This window comes from Salinibacillus kushneri (assembly GCF_900111405.1).
Taxonomy (GTDB): domain Bacteria; phylum Bacillota; class Bacilli; order Bacillales; family Alkalibacillaceae; genus Salinibacillus; species Salinibacillus kushneri.
The window spans coordinates 144,555-161,470 of record NZ_FOHJ01000001.1; the positions used below are offsets into that span (position 1 = coordinate 144,555).

16 protein-coding genes are annotated in these 16,916 nt (G+C 39.4%); 3 read left to right on the forward strand and 13 right to left on the reverse strand.

Translation table 11 applies throughout. The features are described 5' to 3' along the window. Window positions 1–21 precede the first annotated feature (21 nt). On the reverse strand, window positions 22–750 hold the full coding sequence (locus BMX63_RS00700) for a response regulator (RefSeq protein ID WP_093130959.1): 729 nt from the start codon (window positions 748–750) through the stop codon (window positions 22–24). Continuing rightward, a complete protein-coding gene (locus BMX63_RS00705; RefSeq protein WP_093130961.1) occupies window positions 716–2,350 on the reverse strand; it encodes an ATP-binding protein in 1,635 nt (544 codons plus the stop codon). The genes BMX63_RS00700 and BMX63_RS00705 overlap by 35 nt, the downstream gene beginning before the upstream one ends. 120 nt (window positions 2,351–2,470) lie before the next feature. Here BMX63_RS00705 and BMX63_RS00710 point away from each other — a divergent pair, with 120 nt between their 5' ends. After that, window positions 2,471–3,532, forward strand: coding sequence for a DctP family TRAP transporter solute-binding subunit (locus tag BMX63_RS00710; RefSeq protein ID WP_093130963.1), 1,062 nt, complete (start codon window positions 2,471–2,473; stop codon window positions 3,530–3,532). 33 nt (window positions 3,533–3,565) lie between these two features. Here the strand turns inward: BMX63_RS00710 and BMX63_RS00715 are convergent, their stop codons facing one another. The 6 genes from BMX63_RS00715 to BMX63_RS00740 all read right to left on the reverse strand — a co-directional run bounded on the left by BMX63_RS00715 (window position 3,566) and on the right by BMX63_RS00740 (window position 8,449). Next, entirely contained in the window at window positions 3,566–3,820 is a 255-nt protein-coding gene (locus tag BMX63_RS00715) for an alpha/beta-type small acid-soluble spore protein (RefSeq protein WP_093130966.1), read from the reverse strand. Between the two features lie 99 nt (window positions 3,821–3,919). Further along, window positions 3,920–4,222, reverse strand: coding sequence for a heme biosynthesis protein HemY (locus BMX63_RS00720; protein WP_093130968.1), 303 nt, complete (start codon window positions 4,220–4,222; stop codon window positions 3,920–3,922). A 120-nt stretch (window positions 4,223–4,342) separates the two neighbouring features. Then, a complete protein-coding gene (locus BMX63_RS00725; protein WP_093130971.1) occupies window positions 4,343–4,948 on the reverse strand; it encodes a serine/threonine protein kinase in 606 nt (201 codons plus the stop codon). Window positions 4,949–5,056: 108 nt separating this feature from the next. Continuing rightward, complete coding sequence (locus tag BMX63_RS00730) at window positions 5,057–6,679, reverse strand: long-chain fatty acid--CoA ligase (protein ID WP_093130973.1); 1,623 nt, start codon at window positions 6,677–6,679, stop codon at window positions 5,057–5,059. Between the two features lie 214 nt (window positions 6,680–6,893). Then, complete coding sequence (locus tag BMX63_RS00735) at window positions 6,894–7,844, reverse strand: alpha/beta hydrolase (RefSeq protein WP_093130976.1); 951 nt, start codon at window positions 7,842–7,844, stop codon at window positions 6,894–6,896. A gap of 23 nt (window positions 7,845–7,867) precedes the next feature. After that, entirely contained in the window at window positions 7,868–8,449 is a 582-nt protein-coding gene (locus BMX63_RS00740; RefSeq protein ID WP_093130979.1) for a DUF1836 domain-containing protein, read from the reverse strand. Window positions 8,450–8,588: 139 nt separating this feature from the next. On the opposite strand from BMX63_RS00740, the gene trhA reads away from it, so the two are divergent. Next, window positions 8,589–9,236: a PAQR family membrane homeostasis protein TrhA gene (gene trhA / locus BMX63_RS00745; RefSeq protein WP_093130981.1), complete on the forward strand. Its 648-nt coding sequence runs from the start codon at window positions 8,589–8,591 to the stop codon at window positions 9,234–9,236. A gap of 22 nt (window positions 9,237–9,258) precedes the next feature. On the opposite strand, the gene BMX63_RS00750 is transcribed toward trhA, so the two are convergent. Together BMX63_RS00750 and BMX63_RS00755 are read right to left on the reverse strand one after the other, a co-directional pair. Continuing rightward, the gene (locus BMX63_RS00750) at window positions 9,259–10,218 is read right to left on the reverse strand and encodes an alpha/beta hydrolase (RefSeq protein ID WP_093130983.1); all 960 of its coding nucleotides are present in this window, start codon (window positions 10,216–10,218) and stop codon (window positions 9,259–9,261) included. A 45-nt stretch (window positions 10,219–10,263) separates the two neighbouring features. Further along, the gene (locus BMX63_RS00755; protein ID WP_093130985.1) at window positions 10,264–11,280 is read right to left on the reverse strand and encodes an NADP-dependent oxidoreductase; all 1,017 of its coding nucleotides are present in this window, start codon (window positions 11,278–11,280) and stop codon (window positions 10,264–10,266) included. A 220-nt stretch (window positions 11,281–11,500) separates the two neighbouring features. Between BMX63_RS00755 and BMX63_RS00760 the strand changes: the two genes are divergently transcribed. Beyond that, on the forward strand, window positions 11,501–13,159 hold the full coding sequence (locus BMX63_RS00760) for an FAD-binding dehydrogenase (RefSeq protein ID WP_093130987.1): 1,659 nt from the start codon (window positions 11,501–11,503) through the stop codon (window positions 13,157–13,159). 488 nt (window positions 13,160–13,647) lie between these two features. Here BMX63_RS00760 and copZ read toward each other — a convergent pair whose 3' ends face one another. The 3 genes from copZ to BMX63_RS00775 are packed head-to-tail and all read right to left on the reverse strand — an operon-like array spanning window position 13,648 to window position 16,618. Further along, window positions 13,648–13,854 carry a copper chaperone CopZ gene (gene copZ, locus BMX63_RS00765; RefSeq protein ID WP_093130989.1) on the reverse strand — a complete coding sequence of 69 codons (207 nt, stop codon included), beginning with the start codon at window positions 13,852–13,854 and terminating at the stop codon, window positions 13,648–13,650. Window positions 13,855–13,882: 28 nt separating this feature from the next. After that, window positions 13,883–16,267: a heavy metal translocating P-type ATPase gene (locus BMX63_RS00770; RefSeq protein ID WP_093130991.1), complete on the reverse strand. Its 2,385-nt coding sequence runs from the start codon at window positions 16,265–16,267 to the stop codon at window positions 13,883–13,885. Window positions 16,268–16,315: 48 nt separating this feature from the next. Beyond that, the gene (locus BMX63_RS00775) at window positions 16,316–16,618 is read right to left on the reverse strand and encodes a metal-sensing transcriptional repressor (protein WP_093130993.1); all 303 of its coding nucleotides are present in this window, start codon (window positions 16,616–16,618) and stop codon (window positions 16,316–16,318) included. Between the last annotated feature and the right edge of the window lie 298 nt (window positions 16,619–16,916).

Below are 16,916 nucleotides of genomic sequence, written 5' to 3' on the forward strand. Positions count from 1 at the left end.
AGCGGCCCCTGCTACCGTGTTTTATCTTTCATCGCCTACTAAAAAATAACGATTAACTGGGCGTCCTACTTCCCCATAACGTAAGTCAATCTCCACTTTTCCTGTCCGTTGTAAAAAATCTAAATATCTTCTGGCAGTAACTCGGGCTATTCCAATCCCATCAGCAGCTTCTTCAGCAGAAATGGAAGTGGATTGCTTTTGTAAGAACGAAATAATTTGTTTAAGGGTCTGTTCATTTAGTCCTTTCGGTAATTCATCGATAGATAATAGATGAGCTTGGTTTTTGCAGTGCTTTCGATCAGTAGATAATAGTAAAGGTGAAAAGCTGTCAATTTGCTGTTGATTCAATGCCTGTTTACTAGATAGTTTCCGAACATAGGTCCGATAATTTTGGAGAGCCTTTTGAAGGCGTTCAAATTTAAAAGGTTTGATAATATAATCAACAACCCCATTATGAAGCATGGTTCGAAGTGTTTCTTTATCATTGGCTGCTGTTATTACAATAATATCTGCCTGAACCTGCTGGGCTCTCAATTGCTGAATGACTTCAACTCCGTCTTTTACAGGCATAAAAATATCTAATAGAATCAAATCAGGATGTGTTTTAACGACCTTATCCACGGCCTCTCTTCCATCCCTTGCATCACCAATCACCTGGAAACCGTCCACCTTTTCAACAAATTGTTTATTTACTTCTAATACCATTGGGTCGTCTTCAATAATAAAAACTTTCACCTGTTCTTTCATCATATACAGCCTCCTTTTTCACTTCCATCGGGAATCTGATGACAAAGCTTGTCCCTTCTCCTCTATTGGAGATTAACTGAATATCACCTAAGCCTTTTTCTACTGCATTTTTTACTAGATATAACCCATAGCCTGCTTCCTCTTCCTCTTTTGTTGTAAATCCTTTTTCAAAAATCCTTTTTTCATCGCGTTTTGGTATCCCAATTCCATTGTCTTCTACATGAATTTGACAGTAACGATGATCCTGATAAATAAGGATATGAATCCATTTTTCAGGCTGATTCAATTTTTGCAGGGCCGTAAAGGCATTTTCAATTAAATTGCCGAGGATTAAGACGAAATCATGTTGATCTACTAATGGGGGATATTCATTCAATTGACTTTCCTTACTAATAGTCACCGAGATATTTAGTTCCTTTCCCCGTCCGACTTTGCCAATTAAGAGTCCTGCAATACTGTAATCTTTGATACGACTACCCAAAAATTGAGTTAGCTCCTGTTGTTTATCTGTTATATTCAACACTTCATTCAAAGCTCGTTCCGTTTGTCCTAACTGAATTAAACCAGCAATGGTATGCAATTGATTTAGATACTCATGTCTTTGAACACGTAAAGCGTCCACAAATGAACGAACGCCAGTAAGTTCCTCAGCCATTTTTGTAAGATCCGTCCGATCCTGGAAAACAACAACGGCCCCTGCTACTTGGTTGTTAATTCGAATAGGAACCCGACTGCACATCATGAGTTTGTCACGAAAGCGAATTTCTTCCCGATACCTTTCCCCATTCTCTTTTATAAATCGAACAAATGGCTTTTCATCAATCACTTTCTCCACATTCCTGCCTTCAGGATTATCATGAACATCTAAAATCTCCTTGGCTTTAGCATTAAATATGATAATTTCCCGGAATTGATCAATGGCAATAATCCCTTCATTCATAGCCTGGAATGCGGCAGTACGTTCAACCAGTAATTGAACAATCTCATAAGGCTCTAAATGATAGGTTTGTTCTTTTATATGTCTGGCTAATAGCCATGAACCAACCATGCCAAAAGCAGATATAATGATGATGATTGTAAGAATTTCATTTTTTAAACGAAGCAGCAATTCCCAAACAGAAGGCATCATATTTCCTGTAATAACAACACCGATTTGCTCATGCTGCTTATTCATAATTGGAACAAATGAACGAATAGCCTTCCCAACTTCACCTTCTGCTTTGGAAACATAACTATGCTCAGCAAAGGCTGGTCCCTCGTCCTTTCCGGAAGATATCGTACCTAACTGCGTATCATTTGGATGTGAAAAGCGAATACGATTCATATTCAAAACCACAATATAGCTGGCGTTATTAATAGTTCGAATACGTTCTACTATCGGATTAATAGATTTCCAGCCCTCGGATGTTGTAAGATTTTCCTGAACTTCTGGCAGATTTCCAACCGTTCTTCCAATCGTTAAACCACGTTCACCTAATTCTTCCTCTTTGGCCTGGATAGCCTCTCCAATTAAGATCATTCCACCAATAAGTACAGAGAAAAGCACAACCCCAAACGAGAGAATTGTGATTTTCCAGCGAATGGGCATTCGTTTTAAGGACATGCAGACCGTCCCCTCTTTCTGAATTAACCCTATTTTACCATTATTCTGATAATATGCTAGAATAGAGTTACCTTAGCGAGACTCACAACGAAATGAAAACGCTTTTAATAGGAGGGATTTATGAAGGCCTGGAGTTCTACCCTACTCTTTTTATTGGCCGGACTTGGGACCATTATCTTTTTCAGCTTAGATTTAAGAGAATTAGCTTCCAGCTATGAATATGATGATGAACAACAAACATTAAATAGCAAAATCGTCATTCGTTTTAGTCATGTTGCTGCGGAAAACTCTCCTAAAGGAAGAGCTGCCCGTCGCTTTGCTGACCTTGTCCATGAGCGAACAAATGGAAAGGTGAGTGTAGAAGTTTACCCAAATAGCATTTTATATCATGATCAGAATCAATGGCAGGCTTTAAAAGAAGGGAAAGTGGAAATGATTGCTCCTACTACATCAAAGGTTGCCCAACACATTCCCAGCTTTCAGGTATTAGACTTACCTTATGCCTTCCCTAACCATGAGGCTGTAGATGAAGCTTATAAAGGGGAAATTGGTCAGGCTTTACTGGAGGATCTAGAAAAGGAACATGTTAAGGGATTAACCTTTTGGCACAATGGATATAAACAAATCACCAATAACAAACTCCCTTTAGGTACACCGGAGGACTTTTATCGATTACATTTTCGAACAATGCCCAGTCCCGTTTTAGAATCACAATTTCAAGCCGTCCACGCAAGTACGAGTACTCTTCCTTTTAACAAAACCTACGAGAATTTAGAAGTTGAATTTATCAATGGTCAGGAAAACACCATATCAAATATTTACACAAAAAAGTTTTATGAAGTTCAAGATTATTTAACGCTAAGTAATCACGGCTACTTAGGTTATGTCGTCATTGTGAATGAAGATTTTTGGGATGGTCTATCTCCAGAAATTCTAGATGCGATCAACCAGGCTCTTTCAGAGACAACAGAATGGGTCCGAAGACATTCGATTGAAATCAATGATCAGCACATGCGAAATCTAAGAAGGTTAAATCAAATGACGATTCAGACGCTCTCACCTATTCAAAGAGCTGAATGGAAGCAGGCTTTTAAACCAGTGTATAAAGAAACGGAAGAACGTATTGGAGAGGAATTAATGGATAAGATTTATAAACTGCAAGATAAATATCAAAATCATTAGGGAGCTATCAAAACTAATGATAGCTCCCTCTGTTTATTTCCTCTTGCTATATTGCTCTTCAGCCATTTTAATCATATCCCGTACCATATTCCCGCCTATCTTTCCACCAATCTTACCAGCATCTTTCGCCTTTATATTACCGTTATCACCCTGATTTAGCGGAATCCCCTGTTCTTCTGCTATTTCATACTTTGCATCATTGGGATCATTGGTATGAGCGACATTTGCTTTAAGATGGTCTAATCCTTGACGGGATCCTGGTACAAGAATGTTGTTATTTCTGGCCATTACAATCTCTCCTCTATTTTAGATTCGAGCATGACCTTTCAAGGGAATATAACATATTCCCTTTATTATGTTTTGCGATTTTCACTATTTTATCATGAATTAATGGTGGTGATGACCTTTTTTCGGATTTGTAATAACAAACTCCTCTTCTGGTACCTGGAAAAATTGAATCCAGATTCCGTCCAGCCATTCTTCTTCCTGCTTACTTAATAGGATTTCTACATCCTTATCTGTTTTTACAATTTCATCATCTTCTTTAGGGGTATCTATACCTATATCATAATGGGCATGATCACCATGTACATGGGAAACACTAACCCTAATCATTTTACCTTCTGCTTCTTTCGTCGCTAACATACGTTTTACTTCTTTACCTGCTAGCCGGTTCATTTTCACTTCCATGTTAAGTCCTCCTACTATGTCGTATGTTTATATTATAGTCTTTCTTTTGAATAAAAATAAAGAAAAACGTAATTTTCACGTATAATTCCTTTACTATGTGTCCTTGAATCTTGATATAAATTAAAACAATGATTGAGGAAGAAGATTATAGCGATACAGACGTATAATCATTTCCAGTATGATTTTGGGGAATTTTTTGGGGAAGTATCTTAATTGATAAAATTTTTTATAGGATGCTTTTAAATCCTCCCATTGATTACATTCTTTTTCCTGTTTAAAGCGGGCAACATCGATTAATTTAATGCTTCCATCATTGGTAAGTATAATATTTTTCAAATGGGTGTCAGTGGGATTTAACCCTTTCATTTTGGTGTACTCCAACGCTTCGTCAACCTGTTTCACCATTTCCGGAGTAATTTCAATACCCTTTCGGAGACAGTCGTAAAATGTGACACCCGACAAAAATGTCAAAACAAAATAATTAGCGCCTTCTTCATAAATTTCAGGAAAAAATCGGGAGTTGTCTAATTCGTTATAAATGCTAACCTCCTGTTGCGCTAAATATTCATAGGCTGGATAAAAAATTTTCACCGCCCATTGTGTATGAGCAATTCGAAATACGACAGCACTTCTTCCTTTCCCAACAAAGATGAGGTCATCAGGATAGGAACGAATCTTGGTTTTATAAAATTTCACAGCCTCTACCAATTCCGATATATCTTTCATTCTGTTTATCCTCTCCGTTTATCAATCAGCCCAAAAAAGAAAAGTATGTGATGAGTAACCACATACTTTTTGTTTACCATATATTTATTCATTTTTCATGTTATTTGCTCAGGCATTTTCCATTAGGTGGTCCTTTAATTCATCACGAAGCGACCGCTTCAGGAACTTACCTACAGATGTCTTCGGTAATTCATCCATAAAGATAACGTCATCAGGAAGCCACCATTTAGCAAACTGAGGCCGCATATAATCTAACAGATCTTCTTTACTCACTTGGCCTTTATAACCGTCTTTTAAAACTACACATGCAACAGGTCTTTCCATCCATTTCGGATGTGGCACTGCAACAACTGCGGCCTCGAACACACTTTCATGAGCCATAAGTACATTTTCTATATCAACGGAAGATATCCATTCTCCCCCACTCTTGATTAAATCCTTCGTACGATCAACTAATTTAATGTTACCCTCTTCATCTATAGTAGCTATATCTCCTGTATGGAGCCAGCCATCCTGGAAAGCATCCTTGGTTCTTTCATCATTGTAGTATTCATCTGCAATCCATGGGCCTCTAACAAGCAATTCCCCCATTTCTTTTCCATCCGCTTTCACTTCACCACGGTCATTCACTACTTTTGCTTCAAGTCCTGGTACAATTATCCCTTGCTTGGAGCGAACATCCAGCTTCTCTTCTTCAGGTAAATCCTGCTGATAGCTTTTTAATGTTGCTGTTGTCACAACAGGAGTGGTTTCCGTTAGACCGTATGCATGGAGGAATGGTATCCCGTGCTTAGATTCAAATGCACGTATGATACCACGCGGGGCTGCCGATCCCCCACATACTACAGCTCGCAAACTGCTCATATCATAATCTTTCTGTTCTAATTCGTTTAACAGCCCTAACCACACCGTTGGAACACCAGCCGTTAATGTTACTCGTTCTTCTTCAATAAATTCCGCTAGCCGTTTTGGTGTAAACATTGGGCCAGGTAGTACCTGTGTAGTTCCAAACCATGTGGAAGCAAAAGGAAGTCCCCAAGCATTCACATGGAACATCGGTACAACTGGCATGAGTACATCAGATTCTGATAATCCTAATGTATCACTTAAACCTAATGCCATACTGTGAAGAACAAGGCCACGATGAGTATATTCCACACCTTTTGGTTTTCCGGTTGTAGCAGAAGTGTAGCAAATAGCTGCGGGGGCATTTTCATCTAATAAATACGTATTGTAATCGTATTGTGAATCACCCTCAGCAACAAGATCTTCATAGGAATAAACAGGAGATAGGGTTGTTGAAGGTAAAGTTTCTTCATCTGTCAAAATGACATAAGCCTTTACAGTTTCCAGTTTATCCTGGATTTTTTCAACTACCGGAACAATATCGTCATCAATTAAAAGTACTTTATCTTCTGCGTGATTCAAAATATAGCTTAAATGTTCCTGGGATAGTCGGAAATTTGCCATATGCAGAACGGCTCCCATGCAAGGAACGGCAAAATAAGCCTTTAAGTGACGGTGGTGATTCCATGCCAGTGTGGCCACGCGATCGCCCTTCTGGATTCCCAGCTTTTCTAATGCACTTGATAAAGCACGTGCTCTCTTTCCAACATCTTTATAAGTAAGTCGATGGATTTTAGAGCCTGTTCTGGAAATAACCTGTTTTTTACTAAAATACTTTTCTGCTCGCTCAATTTTTTGAACTAAGGTCAAAGGGGTGTTCATCATATTTATCAGTCCTCCAGTCCATTAAAATAGTGAATATTCTGTAAATTGTAAATAAAAAAATATACACAATCAGTAATTTGCGCCGCAATTTAATTGTATGCGTTTCCATTATGGATTGCAATAGGAAATAGGGTATACCTCAATCAATGAAGGATGAACAGGTAAACGTGAAAAAGCCAACCACTTTTGATATCGAAAAATGGTTGGCTTTAATTTATTCAGCCAGATGTTCTTCTATAAACGTTTTTACTTTTTGTTGGAATTTTTTAGGCGCAACAGTAAATGCTTTTGTGTGGCCTGCATCAGGTACAATCCATATCTCTTTCTCTCCTCCTGCTGCTTCATATAAATCATGAGCCATATCTGTAGGGACAAGTTCATCTATAGCACCATGAATGATGAATAAAGGCTTTGTATTTTTCTTCACTTGTTCAATCGCTGAACCCTCTTCAAATGTATAACCTGCACGTATTTTGGTTAACATACTGGTCATATCCAATAAAGGAAAAGAAGGAACACCGTACAAATATTTTAACTGATGAGTTAATTCTTCCTTGACTGAGGTATATCCACTATCGGCAATAATTCCTTTCACTTCCTGTGGTAACTCTTCTCCACTCGTCATTAAAACCGTAGCTGCACCCATGGAATTCCCATGCAAAAAGATTTGCTCGGCATCTTTTTGTTCTATTAAAATATCAATCCAGCCTAAATAGTCCTTACGATCATGCCACCCGTATCCAATATAATCTCCTTCACTCTCGCCGTGACCTCGTGCATCAGGCATGAGAATATCAAAACCTTGATCATAATAAAATTTTACATAATCATCCATTTGTTCCTTATGACCTCGATAGCCGTGCGCCAATATAACTGCCTTTCCGGTTGATTGCTCATTTTCCAGGAAATCAGCTTTTAAACGTAAATCATCATAAGAATTATGTGTAATCGTTTCAAAGGTTTGCTGCTGATACCATTGTTTCGCTTCCTGAAGGATATTATTTTCCGCTTCAACATTTGCCGAAGCAGGCTCTGCACCACGATACAGCTCTACTTCCTTTCCTCGTTTTACCGCCTCCCCATAAAAATAATTGACTGCAAATCCTGATCCAATTACAATAAGTCCTAATAAAATACTAAAGATAATAATTAATTTCTTCTTCATCTCGTTCCCTCACCCATATATATCTATTTATTATTCTTTTTCTCAGCTATCTCGTCCACTAATTTTTCAGCTGCCCGCCGGTAAAAGTTACTCATATTCACAAATGATGTGATTAGCAAAACCTTTTCAAGGTAAGCCAAATCTTCCTCATCCAAGTTATTCGTAATATCCTCAACAGCCTTTGCACTACTTTTGGTATGATTTAAAAAGGTATCAGCATTCTGCTCGGATAGATGAATGTAACTCCGGTAAAAGCTGTCCAAGTCAAAGCCATCATCTACCACTTTCTGATTAAGCTTATCTAATACCGTTTTGATGTCGCTTATAGACAGTGCTCCCTTTAACTGATAAATTAAACTGATTAAGAGTACATGGGCCTGCGAATATTTTTTATTCGTTATGGGGAAAAACAATTTCCCTTTCGCATAATTATTGATCATCGTTTTCGTCAACACTTTTTCATCATCATTTCTCTTTGTATCCTGATACTTCTTTTCAAATAATTGAATGACTTGATCCATATATAAATCTAAATCAGGTATATCTTCAGGGGTTAAATGATTATATAATTGCAATTCATCAATTAACTTCTCAATATCTTCCACGTCAATTCCCTCATTATCATGTCATTTTGTCCCTCTATTATAAGGGAATACTTTTACATAGTAAAGGTTGACTATATCTTGTTATAGGTATATTATTATATGTAGTAATCAAAACTACTTATTGTTTCGGAGGGATTTTTTGGGTGCCTATATTCGTGAGCCAGTAAATGGATTTACCCATTTATTTGGAGCCATTTTTTCATTTGTCGGTTTACTTGCATTAGTCATTAAAGCAGCTATAAATTCATTTTCCGCTGTTGATATTATGGCTGTCATTATTTTCGGAGTCAGTATGATTCTCTTATATTCTGCTTCAGCTACTTATCATATGGTTGTGGCGAAAAAACACGTCATCGCGTTTTTAAGACGAATTGATCATTCTATGATTTTCGTTTTAATAGCAGGAACATATACTCCATTTTGTCTGATTAGTTTAGAAGGTACGATGGGATGGATATTGTTTATTATTATTCAAAGTCTCGCCGTTTTTGGTGTTGCCTATAAGCTGATTTTCTTTCATAGCCCAAGATGGTTGTCTACATCTATTTATATTGCTATGGGCTGGATGGTCATTTTCTTTTTCTCCCCACTATCCAATGTAATTGGCACAGGGGGAATGACTCTATTAATGGTAGGTGGAATTCTATATACCATTGGCGGAGTGATTTATGGGACAAAGCCTAAGTTCTTAGAGTTTAAACATATGGGCTTTCATGAGATTTTTCATATCTTTATTTTACTCGGCAGTCTGGCCCATTTCTTATCCGTCTATTTTTATGTTTTGTAAAATGATGACAAAAAACGAACCCCTATCTCTGGGGTTCGTTTTTAGGTATAAAGACCTTTTTCAACTGCTCCGCGCCTTCTCTTAAGGCCTGCTCTGATTCAGGGGAAAATCCGATAAAATTCCCAAAGCCATGAATGAGTCCTTCATAATTTTTATAGAATACATCAACCCCATTAGCCTTTAACTCATCAGCGAATGCTTTACCTTCATCTCGTAACGGGTCATACTGAGCAGTTAGTAGGGTAGCTGGTGGCAGTTTCCCTAATTTTTCAAAGAAAATAGGGGATGCATATGGCTGATTGCGTTCTTCTGGATCATTAAAATATTGCTTACTGAACCACTGCATCATTTCCAAGGTGAGAAAATATCCATCAGCATTTTCGACTAAGGATGGAGGTGGAGTATCTCCTTTAAATCCTATAGAAGGATACAGAAGAAATTGATGAATGATGTTAGGTGTTCCCTGTTCATAAGCCTTCATACAGGTTACTGTGGCCAGATTCCCACCGGCACTATCTCCTCCAACTGCAATTCGATTCACATCTATATTTAACTCTGATCCATTATTGACCACTTCAACTAAAGAATCATAGGCATCATCCACTGCAGCCGGAAATTTATGTTCAGGAGCTCGTCGGTAGTGAACCGAAACCACCACACACTTAGCCCGATTTGCTAATAAACGACAAATCGAATCGTGACTATCTAAATCTCCTATTACCCAGCCCCCTCCATGATAGTAGACAAGGCAAGGGTACGGATCCTCCCCTTCATTTGGAATATATACCCGTACCGGAATGTCCCTTCCCTCAAGATGTAAAACTCGATTTTCCACCTTTTTCACACTTTCTCCCCCTTGGTCTATGGCCAGCATCTCTTTTTCCTTTGCGCGGTACTGCTCTGGGGTAATCTGGTCCATATCCATTTTAGGTAAGGACTTCAATTGATCCAAGAAGGCCTGAATACTTGGTACCACCGTCATTTTCCTCTCCTCCTTTTTTTACCATTTTATTTAATGAAAAAGGTTTTATTCTTCATGAGTGACCTTCACCATTTGTTTGCCTAAATTTTCACCTTTAAATAAGCCAATAAAAGCCTGTGGGACGTTTTTGAACCCTTCCACAATCGTTTCTTCGTACTTTAACTTTCCCTCTGATAGCCATTTACCAAGATCTTGTGCGGCTTCTTTAAAATGGGGTGCATAGTCACTTACAATAAATCCTTTCATCAATGCCCGGGTTTTAATAAGCTTGGGTTGAATACGTGGCCCCATATCCTCTCGAAGACTTGTAATATTGTATGAAGATATCGCACCACATACCGGAACTCTCGCATAATCATTTAATAGACTCGTAACAGCATCGGATACCGCTCCACCGACATTATCAAAATATACATCTACTCCCTCTGGACAAGCCTGTTTAATCGATTTAAATAGATTCTCTGTCGTTTTATAGTTTATGGTTGCATCAAAACCAAGCTCTTTCTCCAGATATGCTGTTTTCTTATCAGAACCGGCAATTCCTATAACACGGGCTCCCTTTAATTTGGCGATTTGACCAACTATCATTCCAACAGCACCTGCAGCACCTGATATGACAACAGTCTCTCCTTCTTTTGGCTGTCCGATATCCAACAGTCCAAAATAGGCAGTTAAACCTGTAGTACCAAGTACACCCAAATAAGCTGATAGAGGAGCAAGATTTTCATTCACCTTTCGAACCTTTGATGAATCTACAGCGTTATATCTCTGCCACCCAAGCATTCCCGTAACCTTATCTCCATTCTTTAGTTTGTCACTTTTCGACTCAATGACTTCTCCTACAACTCCCCCTGAAATCACCTCATTGACTTCAAATGGTTCAACGTATGATTTTGCCGTGCTCATTCTCCCTCTCATATATGGATCCACAGATATATAAAGCGTTTTCACAAGTGTTTCTCCTTCTTTTAAATCAGGGACGTTCACCTCCTTAAACTCAAAATTTTCTTCCGTTGGGGTTCCATTGGGACGGGATTTTAATAAAATTTGTTCGTTTTTCATTTTCCTGCTCCTTTCTAAATGCTAAAAAATGACTAAAATAGTTTTATAAAATGTTCTCCCTATATAACTTCTTTGCAGATGTCTATTCTCCTTTAATTAATAGAACATTTCGAACAATCATTTGCATATTGCAGGTAAAAACGCTTACAGGTCGAATAAAGACATAAACACAAAAATATACATTAGAAAAATAACTCGTTCTTTTAGGAGGCAAAATAAAATGAACTATGATGCAATCGTTGTGGGTGCTGGACTAGCCGGGTTAGTTGCTACGGCGGAGTTAACCGATGCCGACAAACGCGTTTTGCTTCTCGATCAGGAGCCTGAAGCATCCCTGGGTGGTCAAGCCTGGTGGTCTTTTGGCGGCTTGTTCTTTATCGATTCTCCAGAGCAGCGTCGTATGGGGATTAAAGATTCAAAGGATTTAGCCTGGCAGGACTGGTTAGGAACAGCCGATTTTGATCGTGAAGACGATGAAGATTATTGGGGAAGGAAATGGGCTGAGGCCTATATTGATTTTGCCGCTGGTGAGAAGCGGAAGTGGTTAAGGTCCTTAGGCGTCCGCTTCTTTCCTGTAGTAGGCTGGGCTGAGCGTGGCGGTTATTTAGCGGAAGGGCACGGGAATTCCGTTCCACGTTTTCATATTACCTGGGGCACAGGTCCAGGGATTGTAGAACCTTTTGAACGCAAATTGCGTGAAGCGATTAAAAAGGATTTAGCAGATTATCGTCCCCGGCATCAGGTAGATGAACTTATCACAAAAAACGGTGCCATAGTAGGTGTAAAAGGTTCCATACTAGAGGAAAGCAAGGCAGCACGTGGCGAAAAGAGCTCTCGTACGGCTGTTGGGGAATTTGCATTTCAAAGTGAAGCAGTAATCGTTTCAAGTGGAGGTATCGGAGCTAATTTTGACTTAATTCGCAAAAATTGGCCTTCGCGACTTGGTAATCCACCCCAAAATATGATTGCAGGTGTTCCCGCTCATGTGAATGGTCGAATGCTTTCCATCGCAGAAAAAGTTGGAGCTCGAATGGTTAATCGCGACCGCATGTGGCATTATACGGAAGGGATTAAGAATTGGAATCCCATATGGCCTCAGCACGGCATCCGAATTCTACCGGGGCCGTCCTCTATCTGGCTAGACGCACTTGGGCATCGACTTCAAGTTCCAAATTTACCTGGATTTGATACACTTAGTACTTTGCAAGCCATTCTATCTACAGGCTATGATTATTCATGGTTTATTTTGACACAAAAAATTATTGAGCGTGAATTCGCCTTATCGGGGTCTGAACAGAATCCTGATTTAACCGGCAAAAGTATTCGTAAAGTGCTCTCCAGAGTTCTTCCTGGTCCTTCTGATCCTGTCCAGGCATTTATGGATAAGGGTGAGGATTTTATTGTAGCAAAGGATTTGGAGGAACTTGTAAACGGAATGAATCATTTAACAGGAGAACATGTACTGGATTACGCTCACATAAAGCGACAAATTGAAGCACGAGACCGAGCTATTGACAATCCCTTTTCAAAAGACCTACAAGTTACCGCCTTACGTGGAGCTCGTAAATATCGCGGGGACCGGAGAATTCGCGTAGCGAAGCCCCATAAAATTTTAGAACCGAAAAATGGGCCGCTTATTGCTGTTCGTTTAAACATTTTAAGTCGTAAAACCCTTGGTGGGCTTCAAACCGATTTATCAGGTAGAGTACTAAATGATGATGGCGAACCAATTACTGGACTTTACGCAGCAGGGGAAGTGTCTGGGTTTGGCGGCGGTGGTGTCCACGGCTATCGTTCATTAGAGGGAACCTTTTTAGGTGGATGTTTATTTTCGGGAAGGAAAGCCGGCCGGGGAGTTATAGAGGATATCGGAAAATGAGGGGATGAAAAACCATTCTAAAGCCTTTTTCAAGGTCACGGAGTGGTTTTTTATTATGAACTAAAAACAATTTACTTTGAATTCTGTTTTTTTAATAAAGAATTCGGTCTGTTGGAAGAGTAATTCTGTCTCTTTTTAGCATCATTCCGTCCCTTGTAGGTAATCAAGTCCGAGATGGTAAGGGGATTTTTTATATTGTTGACTTAACTGGGGATTCTTTCGCTTGCATTTCTATATCGGTCTCCCGCACTCCTATTTACGTCTGTTCGTAACCGAATTCCTTCATTTCCTACAATTATTCGGTCCAGATAAAACAATCATTCCTAATCCAGTTATTATTCTGTCTCTTCACACCTGAATCAAGTCTCTCCCCCTTATTATCCGGTCAATAAAGCATTTAAGTCACTTCCATAGCACCAATTATTCTAGGACAGTAAAAAGGGAGTCTGTCCCACTCCTGGTGGTTCAGACTCCCTTCTATAAATCGACTAGGCTACAACATCATAGCCCTGCTCTTCAATTGCATCATTCATCGCTTCAACGGTAACCTTGGAATCATCATAGGTTACCTCAACTTTCCCCGTGCTTAAGTCAACCTCAGCTTTGGATACCCCATCCAGGCTTTCTAAAGCACCTTTTACGGATTGTACGCAATGTCCACATGACATTCCTTGTACGTTTACTGTTGTTTGCATAATTTATGACCCCTTTCTACATTTAATTTTATATTTTAACTCGCTTCAATCGAAGTGAGTTAGAAACAACACTTACCGAACTTAAAGCCATCGCACCGCCGGCAATCCATGGCGCCAATAGTCCCATGGCTGCAATTGGGATTCCGGCACTATTGTAAGCTAATGCCCAGAATAGATTTTGACGGATATTTTTAATGGTAGCCTTACTCATTTTAATGGCCTTTGGAATCAGTAACAGTTCGCCACCTAAAATGGTCACATCAGCAGCCTCAATCGCTACCTCTGTACCGGTTCCGATGGCGATTCCGATGTCTGCTACAGCTAGTGCAGGCGCATCGTTTACACCATCTCCTACCATGGCTACTTTATTTCCTTGAAGTTGAATTTCTTTTACCTGATTTGCCTTTTCTTCCGGTAATACTTGTGCAATCACTTGATCAATACCAACCTGATTTGCAATGGCTTCTGCTGTTCGTCTATTGTCACCTGTTAACATAATGACTTTAAGTCCAAGCTCTTTTAACTGACCAATAGCATCAATGGCCGTGTCTTTAATCGTGTCTGCTACAGCTACGATACCCTGGTATTCTCCTGCTACAGCAATGAGCATAGCGGTTTTTCCGTTGCTTTCGTAATCGACTAAATGCTGTTCTGCGTTGTTTACATTTACATGATTTTCTTCCATAAGTGTTCTCGTTCCAACTAGAATTTCCTTACCTGAAATCACTGCCTTAATACCTCTACCAGGTATCGCTATAAAATCATCGGCATCCTCTAAGTTTACGTCCCGTTCCGTCGCATACGAGACAATGGCTTCTGCTAAAGGATGTTCGGATCCTTTTTCCGCACCTGCTAACAAACGCAGTGTTTCCTCATCGCCCGTAAAGTCTGTTACTTCTGGTTTACCTTTTGTGATGGTTCCGGTTTTATCCAAAATAATGGCATCCAAATCATGTGTACGTTCTAAATGCTCTCCGCCTTTAAATAAGATGCCATTTTCAGCCGCTTTTCCTGTACCAACCATAATCGAAGTTGGTGTTGCTAAACCTAATGCACAAGGACAAGCAATGACTAATACAGCGATGGCTGCAACTAGAGATGATTCAAAGTTACCTGGGGTGACCAGGAAGATCCAAACCATAAAGGTTAATGCTGCAATTCCGACTACAATCGGTACAAAATAACCCGAGATTACATCAGCCAGGCGTTGAATAGGAGCCTTTGAACCTTGCGCATCCTCCACTACTTTTACAATGGAAGCTAATGCTGTATCTTTTCCAACCTTTGTTGCTTCCATTTCAATCGTTCCGTTTTTGTTCATCGTGGAGCCGATGACTTCAGCATTGACCTCTTTTTCAATCGGAATCGATTCACCTGTAATCATGGATTCATCGACAGAGGTTCTCCCCTTTACAATCGTACCGTCTACAGGTATTTTCTCACCTGGCTTAACCATGAGTCTATCCCCTGTCCCCACCTCTTCAACAGGAATCATCATCTCTTCTCCATCTCTAATGATCCGTGCCTGTTTCGCCTGTAAATTCAATAGCTTGGAGAGTGCAACCGTAGTTTTACTTTTTGCACTCGTTTCAAGATATTTTCCAAATAAAATCAGCGTAATTAAAATCGCACTGGTTTCAAAATAGAGGTGAGGGGTATAAGCCGTATTTCCGATTGTTTTTAATGCTTCATAAAGACTGTAAAAATAAGCCGCACTTGTTCCTAATGCAACCAGTACATCCATATTTGCACTGCGGTTTCTTAAATTTTTATAGGCGCCAACGTAAAATTGCCAGCCTATAATAAATTGAACGGGTGTCGCCAATACAAATTGGAACCATGGATTCATAAAGATTTCGGGAATCGTAATACCGAATAGGTGTACAAGCATGGTAACCAACAAGGGGACAGATAATACAGCTGATGTAAGAAGCTTTGCTTTCATATGCTTTAGCTGTTTTTCCTTCTGTGTCTGTTTACCTGCCTGATCTTCTTTAACCTTGGCATCGTAGCCAAGTTTTTGTATTTTCCCAATAAAATCATTTTCCTCGATTAATCCCGGTGTAAATTCTATGGATGCACTTTCAGTTGCCAGATTAACACTTGCCTGTTTTACACCTGTTTGTTTATTTAAAACCTTTTCAATTCGATTGGAACAGGCTGCACATGTCATTCCCATGACATCCAACTCAGCTTTTTCCGTTTGAACCCCATAGCCTAATTTCTCTATTTTTCCCGCAATATCATCAAAAGATGTTGTAGATGGATCATAATCGACACTAGCCTTCTCTGTTGTCAGATTTACCTGAGCATCGACGCCGTCCATTTTATTGAGCACTTTTTCGATTCGGTTTGAGCAAGCTGCACAAGTCATCCCTGTAACACCGAGGGTTGTATGCTCTTGTTCGCTCATGCTTCTCCCTCCTTTGCGATACATGAACTGGAACCATTTCCATGAATTTTATTTAGAGAATTGCTTCATCACTTCCATTAGTTCATCTATGGCTTCATCTCCATTACCTGACTTAACCGCGTCACTGACACAATGCTTCGTATGGCGTTCAGCTATAGAGAAGCCGACCTTTTTTAATGCTGCATTTATCGCACTAATTTGAACCAGAATATCCGGACAGTATCTATCCTCTTCAACCATTTTTTGTATGCCACGCACTTGACCCTCTATTCGTTTCAGACGATTAACAACCGCCTGTTTTTCCTCATCCGTTCTAGGGGTAACAGGATGGTCATGCAGGAATTCTCCCATTCTCTACCACTCCTTATCCTTTATAGTTATACTATACCCCCCTAATGTATTTGCTGTCAATCAAAATGACTGAAATCTTCTTACAATTATGTTTTCCCTTTTTAAGCAAAATAAAGCATATGCAATAATCCCCATTTAAACTTAAGCATATAAAATGACGCCCTATCCTTCATAGAACTGATGAAGGACAAAAAGGAGCAGAAGGACTTGAGAAATGTCCTTCACAGAGCCCATGAAGGACAATATAAGGACAGAAGTTCAAGGAAATGTCTTTCATAACGCCGATGAAGGACAAAAC

Coding starts and splice junctions, on each gene's coding strand:
- BMX63_RS00725 (WP_093130971.1), bottom strand. CDS start 4,948: ATGAAAGATATATCGGAATTGGTAGAGGCTGTGAAATTTTATAAAACC.
- BMX63_RS00715 (WP_093130966.1), bottom strand. CDS start 3,820: ATGGCCAGAAATAACAACATTCTTGTACCAGGATCCCGTCAAGGATTA.
- BMX63_RS00750 (WP_093130983.1), bottom strand. CDS start 10,218: ATGACGGTGGTACCAAGTATTCAGGCCTTCTTGGATCAATTGAAGTCC.
- BMX63_RS00775 (WP_093130993.1), bottom strand. CDS start 16,618: ATGGGAGAATTCCTGCATGACCATCCTGTTACCCCTAGAACGGATGAG.
- BMX63_RS00770 (WP_093130991.1), bottom strand. CDS start 16,267: ATGAGCGAACAAGAGCATACAACCCTCGGTGTTACAGGGATGACTTGT.
- BMX63_RS00700 (WP_093130959.1), bottom strand. CDS start 750: ATGATGAAAGAACAGGTGAAAGTTTTTATTATTGAAGACGACCCAATG.
- BMX63_RS00760 (WP_093130987.1), top strand. CDS start 11,501: ATGAACTATGATGCAATCGTTGTGGGTGCTGGACTAGCCGGGTTAGTT.
- BMX63_RS00720 (WP_093130968.1), bottom strand. CDS start 4,222: ATGGAAGTGAAAATGAACCGGCTAGCAGGTAAAGAAGTAAAACGTATG.
- BMX63_RS00730 (WP_093130973.1), bottom strand. CDS start 6,679: ATGATGAACACCCCTTTGACCTTAGTTCAAAAAATTGAGCGAGCAGAA.
- BMX63_RS00710 (WP_093130963.1), top strand. CDS start 2,471: ATGAAGGCCTGGAGTTCTACCCTACTCTTTTTATTGGCCGGACTTGGG.
- BMX63_RS00735 (WP_093130976.1), bottom strand. CDS start 7,844: ATGAAGAAGAAATTAATTATTATCTTTAGTATTTTATTAGGACTTATT.
- BMX63_RS00755 (WP_093130985.1), bottom strand. CDS start 11,280: ATGAAAAACGAACAAATTTTATTAAAATCCCGTCCCAATGGAACCCCA.
- BMX63_RS00705 (WP_093130961.1), bottom strand. CDS start 2,350: ATGTCCTTAAAACGAATGCCCATTCGCTGGAAAATCACAATTCTCTCG.
- copZ (WP_093130989.1), bottom strand. CDS start 13,854: ATGCAAACAACAGTAAACGTACAAGGAATGTCATGTGGACATTGCGTA.